Origin of the sequence: Pseudomonas sp. BIC9C, assembly GCF_034541995.1 — a bacterium.
GTDB lineage: Bacteria > Pseudomonadota > Gammaproteobacteria > Pseudomonadales > Pseudomonadaceae > Aquipseudomonas > Aquipseudomonas fluorescens_CC.
Genome location: NZ_JAWDGM010000001.1, coordinates 1,647,746 through 1,661,979 on the forward strand (window position 1 = coordinate 1,647,746; position 14,234 = coordinate 1,661,979).

Here is a 14,234-nt window from a genome sequence, read left to right on the forward strand (position 1 = left end):
AAAAACCCGTCACCAGACGGAATTCGATGGGCTATCCGTGTTCAATACAAACCTGAACCGTTCTCGGCAGCCCTTCGCGGGTTGCCGGGAATCAAGCCTTGCGCGGGAAAAAGACGGACGACCGGACTGGCGCCGCTCCCACTTGGCAGCAACACTCATCGCACGGCGCTTTACCCGGAACAGAAGAGGATTCCCACATGCTATGGAAAAAAGGCCGACGCAGCGACAACGTGGTCGATGCCCGTGGCGATGACACCGGCGGCGGTGGCGGCGGGATGCGCTTCGGCGGTGGCAAGGGCCTGAGCCTGACGGCGATCCTCCTGATCGTCGGCATCGGCTGGATCACCGGCCAGGATCCGCTGCAAATCCTCGGACAACTGACCGGGCAAATGGACCAGCAATCGGCACCCGCCACCCACCAGAGCCGCAAGGCACCGCCGGCCAATGATGAAGGCGCGGAATTCGTGCGTTCGATCCTCGGCGACACCGAGGACACCTGGGGCGCGATATTCCAGCAGGCCGGTCGCCAATACAAAGACCCGACCCTGGTGCTGTTCAGCAACCGCGTGAATTCGGCCTGCGGTCTGGCCACCTCGGCGACCGGCCCGTTCTATTGCCCGGCGGACCAGAAAGTCTATCTGGACATGGCGTTCTTCCAGGAAATGTCCCAACGCTTTTCCGCCGCGGGCGACTTCGCCCAGGCCTACGTGATCGCCCATGAAGTCGGGCACCATGTGCAGACCTTGCTTGGGGTGTCCGCAAAAATTCAGGCAGCACGCCAACAAGGCCGGCAAATGGAAGGCGACGGCGGTTTGCTGGTTCGCCAGGAACTGCAAGCCGATTGCCTGGCCGGCGTCTGGGCCAACAATGCGCAGAAGCGCCTGAACTGGCTGGAACCGGGCGACATCGAAGAAGCACTGAACGCAGCGAACGCCATCGGTGACGATCGTTTGCAGCAACAGGGTCAGGGCCGCGTGGTCCCGGACTCGTTCACCCACGGTACGTCGGCGCAACGGGTGCGCTGGTTCAAAACCGGTTTCGCCCAAGGCCAGGTAAGCCAGTGCGATACCTTTGCGACGAAAAATCTGTAAATGAAGAAGTGGTTGTTGGTTGTTTTGTTTACTTGCGCAACGTCCCAGGCCGCCGAGCATGGGGTCAAGGAACTCAGCTCAGGGCGCCTGCTGTTGAAATCAGGTGAAATCGCGGTGGGCATCAGCCCCGCCCCGGCAAAAATCGAACGGGTGCTGATCATCCTCCACGGTCGCTTGCGCAACGCGCAAACCTATCTGCAGAGCGGTGAGCACGCGGTCGAGCTGGCCGGGCAAAGCGCAACGACCCTGGTGATTGCCCCGCAATTCCTCAATGAAACCGACGTTGCGGTCCACCCGGTGGCCGACACGGTTTTGCGCTGGCAAGGCAATGAATGGATGGCCGGCGGCGAATCCACGGCGCCGTTTCGGCTGAGTTCCTACGCCGCGCTCGACGAAATCATCACCCGCCTGGGTGACCGCCAGCAGTTTCCGGATGTGAAGCAAATCGTCATCGCCGGGCACTCCGGTGGCGCGCAGGTGGTTCAGCGCTATGCAGTGCTCGGTCACGCGCAGTCCGGCCTCGATGCGGCCGGCGTGCAGGTGCGCTACGTGATCGCCAATCCGTCGTCCTATGCTTACTTCGACGAGCGCCGGCCCGTGGCGTTCAGCCATGCCGGTTGCCCGGATTTCAATCGCTGGAAGTATGGGCTGACGGATTTACCGGCCTACGCCGAAGGGCAAACCGCCGCGCAGTTGCAGGAAAATTACCTCAAGCGTGAAATCGTTTACCTGCTGGGGCAGCAGGACACCGACCCGAACCATCCGGGACTGGACAAGAGCTGTGAGGCCCGGGCACAGGGGCCTTATCGATTGGCGCGCGGGCGTTTTTACTTTGACTACCTGAAGCGGTTGGCACCCAAAGGGTTGAACCAGCAACTGATCGAAGTGCCCGGGGTCGGGCATAACGGGGATGGGATGTTTACCTCACCAGAGGGGCAGAAGGCGCTTTTCGGGCAGTAGTAATTGTGGTGTCTGGAAGGGCCTCTTCGCGAGCAAGCCCGCTCCCACATTGGTCCTGCGGTGTACACATCATTTGTGAACACCGGAGATCAAATGTGGGAGCGGGCTTGCTCGCGAAAGCGATTCACCAGACAACAACGCCCTCAAGCCGAAAGCATCTGCCGCAACTCGACACAATCCGCCGCGTGCCAATCGGTCAATTCCGGCCACGGATTATCCGGCAGATTCACCAGCACCGTGCGTGCACCCGCCGCTCGCCCGCAATCGAGGTCGAAGCGGTAGTCACCGACCATCACCAGCTCGCTGGCCGGCACCTTCCACGCTTCGGCCAGCTTGAGCAGCCCGCCCGGATGCGGTTTGGGCGGTGCATCATCGCGGCCCAACACATCCTCCAGCGCAAAGCAGTCGGCCAGGCCAATGGCCTCCAGCGTGACATGCGCCAGCTCCCGGGCATTGCGCGTGAGAATGCCCAGGCGATAACCGCGCCCGGCCAGCTCGCGCACCAACTCCACCGCGCCCGGCGCCGGTTGCGAACCGAGGGCCAGGTCCCGTTCGTGCTCCAGCAGCCACGCATGCTTGGCCGCGGCTTCATCGGCCGGCAGGGCGGCGAGGTGGGTCAGGATGTCGGCTTCGGCAGGGATCGCCAATGCGACGCGAATCGCCGCAAAATCGTGCACGGCCACGGTCAGGGTGCCGTCCATGTCGAACACCCAGTGACGCACGTCGGCCAGGCTCACGCCCAATCCTTGCGGTGACGGATCAAGCCTTCCTGGGTGACCGAAGCCACCAGTTGCCCGGCGCGGTTGAACACGCTGCCACGGGAGAACCCGCGCGAGTTGCCGGCCCATGGACTGTCCATCGCGTAGAGCAGCCAGTCATCGGCACGCAGATCCTGGTGGAACCACAGCGCGTGATCGAGGCTGGCAACCTGCATGTCCTTGTGCCAGACCGATTTGCCGTGGGGCTGCATCGAGGTGACCAGCAAACCGAAGTCCGATGCATAGGCCAGCAGGTATTTATGCAGCGCCGGCGAGTCGGCCAAGGCGCCGTCGGCGCGGAACCAGACGTACTTGACCGGGTCGGACGGCAGCGGGTTGTAGGGATCTTTTTCGGTCACCGGGCGGAATTCGATCGGCTTGGGGCACAACAGCTTTTCGCGCATTTTCTCGGGAATCAGGTGCGCGCGTTGCTGGGTGATTTCCAGCTCCGACGGCAGGTTTTCCGGACCGACCACTTGCGGCATTTCGCTCTGGTGCCGGAAGCCCTCTTCGTCGTACTGGAACGACGCACTGCAGGTGAAAATCGGGTGGCCCTTCTGGATCGCCGTCACCCGGCGCGTGCTGAAACTGCCACCGTCACGCACCCGGTCAACCTGATACACCACCGGCAATCCGGCATCGCCCGGACGCAGGAAATAGCCGTGCATCGAATGCACATGGCGCGCCTCTTCAACGGTCTGACTGGCCGCCGACAGCGACTGACCGAGCACCTGACCGCCGAACAGCTGACGAAAACCAAGGTCCTGGCTGCGGCCACGGAACAGGTTTTCTTCGATCGGTTCCAGGGTCAGCAGGTCGACCAGATCTTCCAACACTTGGCTCATTCAGACTCTCCTCACGCAAAACATTGCCGCACAGTCATGGCTGCAACGGTCGATTCAATTTCCGGCCCGGGCCAACATGGGGCCATTGTAAACGTCCGTGCCAGCTTATCCATGCAAGGTTTGCAGCCATTGTTCGCGGCTGATGCGATACAGCACATGGCGACGCAACGGATGATCGGCTTCAAGTCGCGGGTGATCGAAGTCATCCGTCGGATCATGGTGCATGCCGATTGCCTGCATGACTTTCTCTGACGGCAGATTGGTTTGCGTCGTGAAAGCCACGACCTCTTTCAGGGGCAAGCGGTCGAACCCGCAGCGCAGAGCGGTCCATGCCGCTTCACTGGCGTAACCGAGGCCCCAGTGCTCGCGGGCCAGGCGCCAACCGATTTCCGTGGCGGGGGTGAAAGGTGCGTCGAATCCGACCACGTTGAGCCCGGTAAAGCCGATGAACTGGCCAGAGTCCTTGCGCTGCAAGGCCCAGAGGCCAAAACCATGCTCGGCGAAATGACCACGGATTCGCCCGATCAATGATGCGCTTTCCAACCGGCTCAAGGTTTCCGGGAAATAGCGCATCACCTGGGGATCGGCACACATCGCCGCAAAGTCCGCCAAATCTTCATCGCGCCACTGGCGTAACAGCAGCCGAGCGCTTTCAAGTTCCAGTATTGGCTCCATCGTGCCCCGCCCCTCCATTTCAATGTCGCAAGTCTACAACGCTGGTAGGATCCGTCTCTCATTCCCGTACGCTTTCCAGACAAATCAGTCATGCCCCTGCCCCTGATCTACCACGAAGACTACAGCCCAGAGTTTCCGGCGGATCACCGCTTCCCCATGGACAAGTTCCGCCTGTTGCGCGATCACCTGGTGGACAGCGGCCTGACCCGCGACGCCGACCTGCTGCGCCCGGACCTGTGTCCCGCGGACATTCTCGCCCTTGCCCATGACCCTTCGTATATCGAACGCTACATGAGTGGCGAATTGTCCCGCGAAGACCAGCGCCGCCTCGGCCTGCCCTGGAGCGAAGCCCTGGCCCGGCGTACGGTGCGGGCGGTCGGTGGCTCGTTGCTCGCGGCCGAGCAGGCGCTGGAACATGGCCTGGCCTGTCACCTGGCTGGCGGCACCCACCACGCGCACTACGACTACCCTGCCGGGTTCTGCATCTTCAATGACCTGGCGGTGATCAGCCATTACCTGCTGGAAAGTGGTCGGGTGAATCGGGTGCTGATCTTCGATTGCGACGTGCATCAGGGCGACGGAACTGCACGAATACTGCACAACACTCCAGAGGCGGTGACCGTTTCCCTGCACTGCGAGAAGAACTTTCCCGCACGCAAGGCCGAAAGTGATTGGGACATTCCGCTACCCAACGGCATGGGCGATGCCGATTACCTGAAGGTGGTGGACGATGCACTCAACTACCTGCTGCCGCTCTACCAGCCGGATCTGGTGCTGTATGACGCCGGGGTCGATGTGCACAAGGACGACGCCCTGGGTTATCTGAAGCTGACAGACGCAGGCGTCGCCGCCCGCGATGAAAGCGTGATGCGCCATTGCCTGGGCCGCGACATTCCGCTGGTCGGGGTGATCGGCGGCGGCTACAGCAAGGACCGCCAGGCCCTGGCCCGCCGTCACGGCATCCTCCATCACAGCGCGCAACGCGTCTGGCGGTCATCAGGTTGTCACTGAGCTGTGGATGCTTTACCCACAATGCCTGTGGAGCTGCCTGTGGATAACCTGAGTGAAAGGGACTACAGCCCATGGGGGGCTTGGGCTACAGAGCGGTGGTTGTTTTTTAACCAACCCTCGAATTCACCAACGATCCCCGTAGGAGCGAGCCTGCTCGCGAAAAACGCAATGTCGCCGCTGGGCATCTGGTTTCCCGCGTAATCGTTCAAGACCATCGCGAGCAGGCTCGCTCCTACAGAGGTCTGGGCTGGTAGAATGCCCGGCTTCATTCGCCAAAACCGCAGCGCACTCCATGACCCGATCTTCGACCTCCTCCCCTTCCCGCGTCGCCATCATCGGCGGCGGCCCCGCCGGTCTGATGGCGGCTGAAGTGTTGAGCCAGGCCGGAATCAAGGTCGACCTGTACGACGGCATGCCTTCGGTCGGACGAAAATTCCTCCTGGCCGGTGTCGGCGGCATGAACATCACTCACTCCGAAGCCTACCCTGCGTTTCTCTCGCGCTACGCCGAACGTGCCCCGCAAATCGCCCCGCTGCTGCGCGGCTTCGGTGCCGAAGCGCTGTGCCAGTGGATTCACGAACTGGGCATCGATACCTTCGTCGGCAGTTCCGGCCGGGTATTCCCCACCGACATGAAAGCCGCGCCGCTGCTGCGCGCCTGGCTCAAGCGCCTGCGCGACAGTGGCGTAGTTATCCACACCCGCCACCGCTGGCTCGGCTGGGACGAGCATGGCGGATTGCGCATCGACAGCCCGGAAGGCGAAAAGACCGTTGAAGCCGATGTCACCCTGCTCGCCCTCGGTGGCGGCAGTTGGTCACGCCTGGGCTCGGACGGAGCATGGATGCAGCCACTGGAGCAACACGGCGTAGGACTGGCGCCCTTGCAACCGAGCAATTGCGGCTTCGAGGTGCAGGCCTGGAGCGAATTGATGGTCAGCAAATTCGCCGGCGCGCCGCTGAAAAACATCGCCATCGGCCTTAACGACGACGTCCCCCGCCTCGGCGAATGTGTGATTACCGCCACCGGGATCGAAGGCAGCCTGATCTACGCCCTGTCGGCACCGATCCGCGAGGCAATCAACCAGCAGGGTTCGGCAACGATTCATCTGGACCTGCTGCCGGGCCGGCCTGTGGATAAAGTCCAGGCGACGTTGAGCAAACCCCGGGGATCGCGCTCCATGGCCAAGCACCTGCACAGTCAGTTGGGCATCGATGGGGTGAAAGCGGCGCTATTGCGAGAACTGACCAGCGCCGACTGCTTTGCCGATATGGCCTTGCTGGCCAACGCGATCAAGGCTTTGCCACTGACACTGGTGAAGACCCGTCCGCTGGACGAGGCGATCAGCAGCGCTGGCGGTGTGTTGTTCGAGGCGATGGATGAGCGATTGATGCTCAAGCAAATGCCTGGCGTGTTTTGCGCCGGGGAAATGCTCGATTGGGAGGCGCCGACGGGCGGCTATCTGCTGACCGCGTGTTTCGCCAGTGGGCGAGCGGCGGGGTTGGGGATGGTGGAGTGGTTACAGCGCAAAGATTGAAGACCGCAGCGCGCCCTTCGCGAGCAAGCCCGCTCCCACAGGGGATTTGTGAACGACACAGATCCCCTGTGGGAGCGGGCTTGCTCGCGAAGGCGCCTTAACTGACGCCGAAGTTAATCAAGGCTTACGCTTACGCGGCCCGGTATTGAACACCGGCACCTTGCGCACAGGCTTGATCGAAGGCTCAGCCGGCGCAACCTCGCCGCTATCCACCCATTTGCCCAAATTGCGTTTACCACCGCCACCACCGGACGCCTTGGGCTTCTTCGGTTTTTTCGGCTTCTTGATCACCTGGCCGCTGGCATCGGTGTCCGGCACGCGGTGCTCCGGCTCAAAATCTGGCTCGTTCTGCCGCTTCAGCGTCTGACGGGTCAGCATCTCGATGGCCGACAGCAGATTCACTTCATCGGCGCAGACCAGGGAAATCGCCTCGCCCGTCGAACCCGCGCGGCCGGTACGACCGATGCGGTGGATGTAGTCTTCAGCAACGATTGGCAGGTCGAAGTTGACCACCAACGGCAGGTCTTCGATGTCCAGACCACGGGCCGCCACGTCGGTGGCGACCAGAATCTGCACTTCACTGGCCTTGAAACGGTCCAGTGCGCGCTGACGGGTTGCCTGGGGTTTGTCGCCGTGGATGCCGTCGGCGTTGATGCCCAGGCCCTGGAGTTTTTCCACCAACGCGTCCACGCCATTGCGGGTCTTGGCGAATACCAGTACCTGCTTCCACTTGCCCTTGCGCATCAGGTGCACGAACAGTTCCGGCTTGCGCTTCTTGTCTACCGTCACGATCCATTGCTTGACGGTGTTGGCCGCCACGTTGCGCGGGCTGACCTCGATGCTCAGCGGATCGTTGAGCATCTGCCCGGCCAGCAGGCGGATGTCATCGGAGAAGGTCGCGGAGAACAGCAGGGTCTGGCGCTTCTTCGGCAACGCCTTGTAGATGTTCGCCAATTCTTCGGAGAAGCCCAGGTCAAGCATGCGGTCGGCTTCGTCCAGCACCAGGGTTTGCAACTGGTTGAACTTCAGCGCGTTCTGGCGAAACAGGTCGAGCAAGCGGCCCGGGGTCGCCACCAGCAGATCGACACCGCTGCGCAGCTTCATCATTTGCGGGTTGATGCTGACGCCGCCGTACACCGCGTAAGTACGCAGTGGCAGGTTTTCTGCGTACTGGCGCACGGCTTCGTGAACCTGTTCGGCCAGTTCGCGGGTCGGCACCAGGATCAGCGCGCGGACCGAGTTGGCGGTGACTTTCGGCCCTTCCATGGCCAGCAGTTGCAACAACGGCAGGGCGAAACCGGCGGTCTTGCCGGTGCCGGTCTGGGCGGCGGCCATCAGGTCGCGACCAGCCAGCACCGCCGGAACGGCTTGCGCCTGAACCGGCGTCGGAGTCTGGTAGCCGAGCTTCTCGAGAGAGCGCAGCAAGGGTTCGATCAGGCCAAGGGTGGCGAAAGTCATGGGAGTACCGTAGGAAAATTCAGCGCGGTTGTGCGAAACAAGAGTGCAATGGCGCGCAGTTTACCCTAATTCACACGGGATTCAGTCGGCACGACCTTCGTCACGACCTTCGCCACCAGCTGTTCCGGCGTACGACGCCACTGCGGCAAGCCAATCAGTACAACGGCGCTGATGATCACCAGCATGGCCAGTGCTTCTTCGATACCGATGGTCTCGCCGACAAACACGATCCCCAGCAACACCGCCACCGCCGGGTTGACGTAGGCATAACTGGTAGCCGCCGCCGGACGCACGTGTTTCAACAAGTACATGTAGGCGTTGAAGGCGATGATCGAACCGAACACGGTCAGGTACGCCAGCGCGGCCCAGCCTTCAATCGGCGGAACCTTGTCCATATGTTCACCACTGATCGCACTGCCGATCAGCAACACCACGCCACCCACCAGCATTTCCACGGCACTGGCCATGGCGCCCTGAGGCAACGGCAAATGTTTGCTCCACACCGAACCGAAGGCCCAGGTGGCCGCCGCAAAAATCAGCAGAGCTGCACCCAACGGGCTCGATTGCAGGTTGGAGCCAAGGTTGAGCATGGCGATACCGATCATCCCCAGCACAATTCCCGCCCATTCGAGACGGGTATTACGCGCGCCCCAGAAATAGCCACAGAGCAAGGTAAACAGCGGCACCGTCGCCACCGCCAACGCGGCCACACCCGAAGCGACGCCCGTGTGTTCGGCCACGCTGACCGCCCCGTTACCACACGCCAGCAGCAATACGCCGATGATCCCGGCGGCTTTCCACTGCGCCCAGGTCGGCGCCGGCGCCCCGCGCCAGCGCAGGAAGGCGTACATCAAGGTCCCGGCAATGACGAAGCGGACTCCGGCGAGCAACAAGGGCGGCCAATACTCCACGCCGATGCGGATCACCAGGTAAGTCGAGCCCCAAATCACGTACAAGGCGAAAAAGGCTGCGATCAACGGTAAGGGGAAGCGACGTAGGCCGGACATGGGGGCAACTCACAGGCAGAACAGGCGAACGGCTATTCTAGAAAGGCTGGCGCCGGAAAATAAGTTACAAAACCTTTTTAAACCGCCAGTACACTTTTCAAAACACGGAGTTCATGGCTATTAACCGTGTTTTTGAAAGTCCGTCATTATTCAGGAGTGCCACGATGGATAAGTACGACCGCATGCTGCTCAGCGCCCTGCTGGAAAACGGTCGCGCGTCCTACGCGGATCTCGCGCGCAAGGTCAACCTGTCGGCCCCGGCCGTGGCCGAGCGCGTGGCCAAGCTCGAAGCCAGCGGCGTGATCACCGGCTATCAGGCAAAGGTCGACATGGCCAAGCTCGGTCTGCCGATCCAGTGTGTGATCGAACTGCGCCTTAACCAGCACGGCAACCAGAAAGCCTACGACGACCTGATCAAAATCCCGCAACTGACCGAATGCCATCGGGTGACCGGCGATCCCTGCGTGATCATGCAAGCGGCGGTGGGTTCGATGCCGGAGCTGGAAGAGCTGATCAACCGGATCGCCACGTTCGGGTTCAGCAAGACGTCGATTGTGTTGTCGAGTGCGATAGAGAAGCGGGTGCCGTTGGGGCATATCGAAGGGAATGGCAAATCCTGAGGCAATGATGTCCCTGTGGGAGCGAGCTTGCTCGCGATGAGGCCATCACATTCAACATTTTTGTTGACTGACAGTCCGCTATCGCGAGCAAGCTCGCTCCCACAGGAGACTTGCGGTGAATTCAAAACCCGCGATAGCGCTTGAGGTGTTCGCCCACTTTCGCCGCCGGGACCTTCTGCAACTTGCACAGCAAGTCATGGGACAGCTCGCGCAAGCCGTGCTTCTGCCGCAGCTCTTCGGTCAGATGTATGGTCAGGTTGGCCGCCATCTCGGCATCGGCCATGGCCCGGTGGGCCTTGCCGGTGTCGGGCAGGTTGGCGAAGGTGGTGAGGGTGCCAAGCTTGTGGTTCGGCGCGGCGGGCATCAGGCGCCGGGCCAGCAGCAGCGAGCAGGCAAAGTTCTGCAGGCGGGTGCGTTTGATTCGCCCGAGCTCAAAGTCCCAGAACTTCTGGTCGAACGCAGCGTTGTGCGCCAGCAGTGGCGTGGTGCCGACGAATTCATTGACCTCGTTCATCACCTGCTCCGCCGACGGCGCGGTGCGCAGCATGGCGTTGCTGATGCCGGTGAGTTGCTCGATGAAAGCCGGGACGCGTACGCCGGCGTTCATCAGGCTTTGGTAACGCTCGACGATGCGCCCCTGTTCAAGGATCACCACGGCAATTTCCGTGGCCCGGCAGCTGCTGCTCGGGGAGATCCCGGTGGTTTCAAAGTCGATGACTGCGATGCGTTCCAAACCTGGTTCAACTCCGTAAAAATCAATTCTTGAGCAGCAACGCGCCTTCGATCGGCACATAGCGGCTAGCGGCGCGGATCAGCGAGTTGGCGGTCAGGCCCGGCACGCCGTAGGCCACCGCTTGCACGCCGTGTTTGCTGATGATGCGTTCCAGCAGCATGTCGAAATCACCATCGCCGGAGGCCAGGACGATTTCATCGACATGGTCGGCGGCATCCATGATGTCGAGGGTGATGCCCACGTCCCAGTCACCCTTGGCCGAACCATCGCTGCGCTGGATGTACGGCTTGAGCTTCACGGTGAAACCGAGGTTACGCAGGATCTGCTGGAACTGCTGCTGTTTGCTGTCGCCACGGTCGATGGCGTAGGCGTAGGCTTCGACGATCTCGCCCTGCTTGCTGACGTCAGCCCACAGCGCGGCATAGTTGAAGTGGCAACCATAAGCCTGACGCACGGTGTAGTAGAGGTTCTGGACATCGGCGAACACTGCGATTTTTTTCACCGGTATTCCTCAAAGGCTGAATCAGGCACCAGGCCCGAAAAGTCGCCCAGTATGCCAGCCCGGAGGATTGTTCCGCGAATAATCGGCCCGGAGTGCCGTTGCGCTCCGGACGAATGGCAGGTCAGACGAAGGAATCGTCGTCGCCGCCGAAGAGCGAGTCATCGCTGTAATCAGCGTCGCTGAACCCGCCCTGATCGCGGCTCCAGGCGTCGTTACCGGCCATGCGCTGGTCATCGCCCCAACCATTGTTGCCCTGGTCGTTGACCTGGGCCGGCTCTTCCTTGATGACTTCGACGACTTCAGGTTGCTGGTTGTGATGGAACAGGCTGCTGATGCCTTGTGCCAGCATCACGCCACCCGCCACGCCGGCGGCGGTTTTCAGCGCACCACCGAGGAAACTGCTGCCGGCCGCTGCCGGAGCCTGCTGTTGCGGGGCGTAGCCCTGTTGTGGAAAGTTTTGCGGCGGGGCACCGAAGTTCTGCTGCGGCGCTTGCGAGCCGAACGATGAGCGTCCCGGCTCACGCCAGCCACCGCTCGATGGCGGCGCGCTCTGGGTCGGTGCCGGTTGTGGTTCACGGGAAGCACCACCAAAAATGCTCGACAAAAAGCCACCACTGCTCGGGGCTGGGGCCGCCTGAGCCTTTGCCTGTTGCAATTCGGCCTGCAACTGCTGGACTTGCTGGGTCAGCTGCCTGTTCTGTTCATCGAGGCTCTTGATCGCCGCCTCTTGCACCAGAATCGCCTGGGTCATGAAATAGCCTGCCGCGGGCTGACGCGTCAGGTGTTCCTTGATCCGCGCCTCGGCCTGGGCGTCGCGCGGGGCTGAGTCCGTTTCGGCCTGTTGCAGCCGGGAAAACAGTCCATCGATCAGGGTTTGTTCTTCGCTGTTCATGGCGACCTCGTAGATTGCCGGGGGAAATCGTTGCCTTTATCCACTGAGGATAAGGTGCCTGACCTTAATGGAGGCTGAAACAAGATGTTTCAATGACATTTACCGAACGTTTACGTTTGCGTCCCGGAGTGCTTGTTCGGTTAAAGTGAGCCACTGCTTCCAACCTGCGATACCTACTGATGAATCCGTTAGACGTCCTGCGTGACTCGCTGTATTTCTTCAAGCGCAATCTGGGCCAGATCGTGCAGCTGTGCCTGCCGCTGGTGATTCTCGAGGCGCTGCTGCAACAAGTGGTCGACCACTCCACGGAGCCGGACAGTTTCCCCGGTATCAGCGTGATTGTCGGCTTGCTGGTGTACCCGCTGTACACCGCCGCGCTGATTCTGTTTCTCGACGCCCGCAGCCGAGGCGAGTCGCCGCGCAACCGCGACCTGCTGGCGATGGCGGCGAGCCTGTGGCCGCGCTTCGCCCTGCTGACGGCGCTCAATACCGTGCTGATTCTGCTGGGCCTGTCGCTGTACTTCCTGCCGGGCATCTACCTGATGGTGACCCTGGCGTTTGGCGAATACCTGCTGGTGCTGCGCGGCCTGGCGCCGCTGGCGGCCATGAAGGAAAGCCTGCGTCAGACCCGCGGTCATTTCATGCGCATCCTGCTGTGCATTCTGTGTGTGATGGGGCCGCTGTGGCTGCTCAAGGGGGTCACCCTGGCGGTGTATCCGGAACCGCAAAACCCGGTGATCTCGCTGCTGATCGACAGCGCCCACAGTTTCCTGCAGCTGTTTACCAGCGTGGTGCTGTTTCGTCTGTTCATGCTGATCAACCCGTTGACTGAAAGAAGTGACAGCTCGCTCTGACCTTGGGCGCGACCAGCGCTCTCGGGTATGCTCGGGGGCAATTTTGTAACGCCAATAAGCCGAGCCATGACCCGTCTACTGCGCCACACTCTGCTGGGCCTGCTGATCGCGATCGGCCTGATCGCCGCAATGATCTACAGCCTGACCTGGCGCCCCGATGCCAAGGAAGTGTTGCCCGTCAGTTGCAGTGCACAGGCACCCACCCTGGTCCCCGGACAGGTGCTGAAGGTGATGACCTGGAACGTCCAGTACCTGGCCGGCAAGCGTTACGTGTTCTGGAATGACCTGGCCGCCGGTACCGACGAACGCCCAACGCCGGAAGACATGGCCTTCAGCCTCGACGAAGTGGCGCGGGTGATTCGCGACGAACAACCGGACATCGTGCTGTTGCAGGAGCTGGACGACGGCGCCAAGACCAGCGATTACCAGCACCAGTTCAAACTGCTGCAAGAACGGCTCGCCGATCTGTACCCATGCAGCGCCAGCGCCTTCGACTGGAAGGCCGACTTCGTACCGAACCCGCATATCTTCGGCAGCGTCGGTCGGCAACTGGCGACCCTGAGCCGTTACCAGATCGAACATGCCGAACGCCTGCAACTGCCCGTCGCCTCGGGCAATCCGGTCAGCCGTCAATTCAAACCCAGAAACGCTTTGCTGGTGAGCTACTTGCCTTTGAGTGACGGTGGGCAGATGGCGGTGCTCAATACCCACCTGGACCGCGCGACCCAGGCCGACAATACCTTGCAACATCAGGTGAACGCAGTGGCCAGGGCCCTCGATAAATTCGAAAGCCGTGGCACGCCGTGGCTGATCGGCGGGGATTTCAACTTGTTGCCACTGGGCCAGTATCGACGCCTGCCCGATGCGCAACGCATGCCCTACTCCGCCGACAGCCCGTTGCACATTCTGTGGGACAAGTACCCGATGATCCCGACCAACAACGAAGCCAGTGGCATCGATCGCGAACGCTGGCTGACGCATTACCCGAACGATACCGGGCTGAACGGCCCGGACCGGACCGTTGACTACCTGTTCTACAGCCCGAGGATCAAACGGGTGGAGGCGATGGTGCGGCAGGACGATACGTTGCGCATCTCCGATCACCTGCCGGTGATTGCCCGGTTTCTGTTGCCGGCTGCGCCCTGACACCTCACTCCAGCCAGACACAAAACCTGTGGAAGGGGGCTTGTGTGGCGAGGGGGCTTGCCCTCGTTGGGTCGCGTAGCGACCCCAAGATTTTCGAACAGAGTGTTTACGACTGCTGCGCAGCCGAACGGGGGCAAGCCCCCTCGCC

Annotated in this window: 15 protein-coding genes; 7 read left to right on the top strand and 8 right to left on the bottom strand. The window is 61.6% G+C overall.

Going from position 1 to position 14,234, the window contains the following annotated elements:
- Positions 1-197: 197 nt before the first annotated feature.
- Complete coding sequence (locus RS887_RS07695; RefSeq protein WP_322614940.1) at positions 198-1,091, top strand: neutral zinc metallopeptidase; 894 nt, start codon at positions 198-200, stop codon at positions 1,089-1,091.
- The gene (locus RS887_RS07700) at positions 1,092-2,051 is read left to right on the top strand and encodes an alpha/beta fold hydrolase (protein WP_322614941.1); all 960 of its coding nucleotides are present in this window, start codon (positions 1,092-1,094) and stop codon (positions 2,049-2,051) included.
- 143 nt (positions 2,052-2,194) lie between these two features.
- Here RS887_RS07700 and RS887_RS07705 read toward each other — a convergent pair whose 3' ends face one another.
- The 3 genes from RS887_RS07705 to RS887_RS07715 all read right to left on the bottom strand — a co-directional run bounded on the left by RS887_RS07705 (position 2,195) and on the right by RS887_RS07715 (position 4,329).
- Entirely contained in the window at positions 2,195-2,788 is a 594-nt protein-coding gene (locus RS887_RS07705) for an HAD family hydrolase (RefSeq protein WP_322614942.1), read from the bottom strand.
- Positions 2,785-3,654 carry an acyl-CoA thioesterase II gene (tesB, locus tag RS887_RS07710; protein WP_008022598.1) on the bottom strand — a complete coding sequence of 290 codons (870 nt, stop codon included), beginning with the start codon at positions 3,652-3,654 and terminating at the stop codon, positions 2,785-2,787. The genes RS887_RS07705 and tesB overlap by 4 nt, the downstream gene beginning before the upstream one ends.
- Positions 3,655-3,759: 105 nt before the next feature.
- Positions 3,760-4,329: a GNAT family N-acetyltransferase gene (locus tag RS887_RS07715; protein WP_322614943.1), complete on the bottom strand. Its 570-nt coding sequence runs from the start codon at positions 4,327-4,329 to the stop codon at positions 3,760-3,762.
- Positions 4,330-4,419: 90 nt separating this feature from the next.
- Between RS887_RS07715 and RS887_RS07720 the strand changes: the two genes are divergently transcribed.
- Together RS887_RS07720 and RS887_RS07725 are read left to right on the top strand one after the other, a co-directional pair.
- The gene (locus RS887_RS07720; protein WP_322614944.1) at positions 4,420-5,340 is read left to right on the top strand and encodes a histone deacetylase; all 921 of its coding nucleotides are present in this window, start codon (positions 4,420-4,422) and stop codon (positions 5,338-5,340) included.
- 292 nt (positions 5,341-5,632) lie between these two features.
- Positions 5,633-6,874 carry a TIGR03862 family flavoprotein gene (locus tag RS887_RS07725; protein WP_322614945.1) on the top strand — a complete coding sequence of 414 codons (1,242 nt, stop codon included), beginning with the start codon at positions 5,633-5,635 and terminating at the stop codon, positions 6,872-6,874.
- 117 nt (positions 6,875-6,991) lie between these two features.
- On the opposite strand, the gene RS887_RS07730 is transcribed toward RS887_RS07725, so the two are convergent.
- Together RS887_RS07730 and yedA are read right to left on the bottom strand one after the other, a co-directional pair.
- Positions 6,992-8,332 (bottom strand): DEAD/DEAH box helicase, encoded by a 1,341-nt coding sequence (locus RS887_RS07730; protein ID WP_322614946.1) that lies wholly within the window; start codon positions 8,330-8,332, stop codon positions 6,992-6,994.
- A gap of 65 nt (positions 8,333-8,397) precedes the next feature.
- On the bottom strand, positions 8,398-9,339 hold the full coding sequence (yedA, locus tag RS887_RS07735; RefSeq protein ID WP_322614947.1) for a drug/metabolite exporter YedA: 942 nt from the start codon (positions 9,337-9,339) through the stop codon (positions 8,398-8,400).
- A 164-nt stretch (positions 9,340-9,503) separates the two neighbouring features.
- Here yedA and RS887_RS07740 point away from each other — a divergent pair, with 164 nt between their 5' ends.
- Positions 9,504-9,959, top strand: a complete 456-nt coding sequence (locus tag RS887_RS07740; RefSeq protein WP_057713188.1) for an Lrp/AsnC family transcriptional regulator — start codon at positions 9,504-9,506, stop codon at positions 9,957-9,959.
- A gap of 121 nt (positions 9,960-10,080) precedes the next feature.
- On the opposite strand, the gene RS887_RS07745 is transcribed toward RS887_RS07740, so the two are convergent.
- The 3 genes from RS887_RS07745 to RS887_RS07755 form a co-directional block, all read right to left on the bottom strand.
- Entirely contained in the window at positions 10,081-10,692 is a 612-nt protein-coding gene (locus RS887_RS07745) for a 3'-5' exonuclease (RefSeq protein WP_322614948.1), read from the bottom strand.
- Between the two features lie 22 nt (positions 10,693-10,714).
- On the bottom strand, positions 10,715-11,194 hold the full coding sequence (locus tag RS887_RS07750; RefSeq protein ID WP_008022614.1) for an NYN domain-containing protein: 480 nt from the start codon (positions 11,192-11,194) through the stop codon (positions 10,715-10,717).
- Between the two features lie 121 nt (positions 11,195-11,315).
- Positions 11,316-12,086 carry a DUF2076 domain-containing protein gene (locus RS887_RS07755; protein ID WP_322614949.1) on the bottom strand — a complete coding sequence of 257 codons (771 nt, stop codon included), beginning with the start codon at positions 12,084-12,086 and terminating at the stop codon, positions 11,316-11,318.
- Positions 12,087-12,265: 179 nt separating this feature from the next.
- Between RS887_RS07755 and RS887_RS07760 the strand changes: the two genes are divergently transcribed.
- Together RS887_RS07760 and RS887_RS07765 are read left to right on the top strand one after the other, a co-directional pair.
- Entirely contained in the window at positions 12,266-12,940 is a 675-nt protein-coding gene (locus RS887_RS07760; RefSeq protein WP_322614950.1) for a hypothetical protein, read from the top strand.
- Between the two features lie 66 nt (positions 12,941-13,006).
- A complete protein-coding gene (locus RS887_RS07765; RefSeq protein WP_322614951.1) occupies positions 13,007-14,086 on the top strand; it encodes an endonuclease/exonuclease/phosphatase family protein in 1,080 nt (359 codons plus the stop codon).
- Positions 14,087-14,234 lie beyond the last annotated feature (148 nt).

What these genes read in the sequence shown, in the direction of transcription:
- RS887_RS07695 (WP_322614940.1), top strand. Translation starts at nt 198, where the DNA reads ATGCTATGGAAAAAAGGCCGACGCAGCGACAACGTGGTCGATGCCCGT.
- RS887_RS07700 (WP_322614941.1), top strand. Translation starts at nt 1,092, where the DNA reads ATGAAGAAGTGGTTGTTGGTTGTTTTGTTTACTTGCGCAACGTCCCAG.
- tesB (WP_008022598.1), bottom strand. Translation starts at nt 3,654, where the DNA reads ATGAGCCAAGTGTTGGAAGATCTGGTCGACCTGCTGACCCTGGAACCG.
- RS887_RS07715 (WP_322614943.1), bottom strand. Translation starts at nt 4,329, where the DNA reads ATGGAGCCAATACTGGAACTTGAAAGCGCTCGGCTGCTGTTACGCCAG.
- RS887_RS07720 (WP_322614944.1), top strand. Translation starts at nt 4,420, where the DNA reads ATGCCCCTGCCCCTGATCTACCACGAAGACTACAGCCCAGAGTTTCCG.
- RS887_RS07725 (WP_322614945.1), top strand. Translation starts at nt 5,633, where the DNA reads ATGACCCGATCTTCGACCTCCTCCCCTTCCCGCGTCGCCATCATCGGC.
- RS887_RS07730 (WP_322614946.1), bottom strand. Translation starts at nt 8,332, where the DNA reads ATGACTTTCGCCACCCTTGGCCTGATCGAACCCTTGCTGCGCTCTCTC.
- yedA (WP_322614947.1), bottom strand. Translation starts at nt 9,339, where the DNA reads ATGTCCGGCCTACGTCGCTTCCCCTTACCGTTGATCGCAGCCTTTTTC.
- RS887_RS07740 (WP_057713188.1), top strand. Translation starts at nt 9,504, where the DNA reads ATGGATAAGTACGACCGCATGCTGCTCAGCGCCCTGCTGGAAAACGGT.
- RS887_RS07755 (WP_322614949.1), bottom strand. Translation starts at nt 12,086, where the DNA reads ATGAACAGCGAAGAACAAACCCTGATCGATGGACTGTTTTCCCGGCTG.
- RS887_RS07760 (WP_322614950.1), top strand. Translation starts at nt 12,266, where the DNA reads ATGAATCCGTTAGACGTCCTGCGTGACTCGCTGTATTTCTTCAAGCGC.
- RS887_RS07765 (WP_322614951.1), top strand. Translation starts at nt 13,007, where the DNA reads ATGACCCGTCTACTGCGCCACACTCTGCTGGGCCTGCTGATCGCGATC.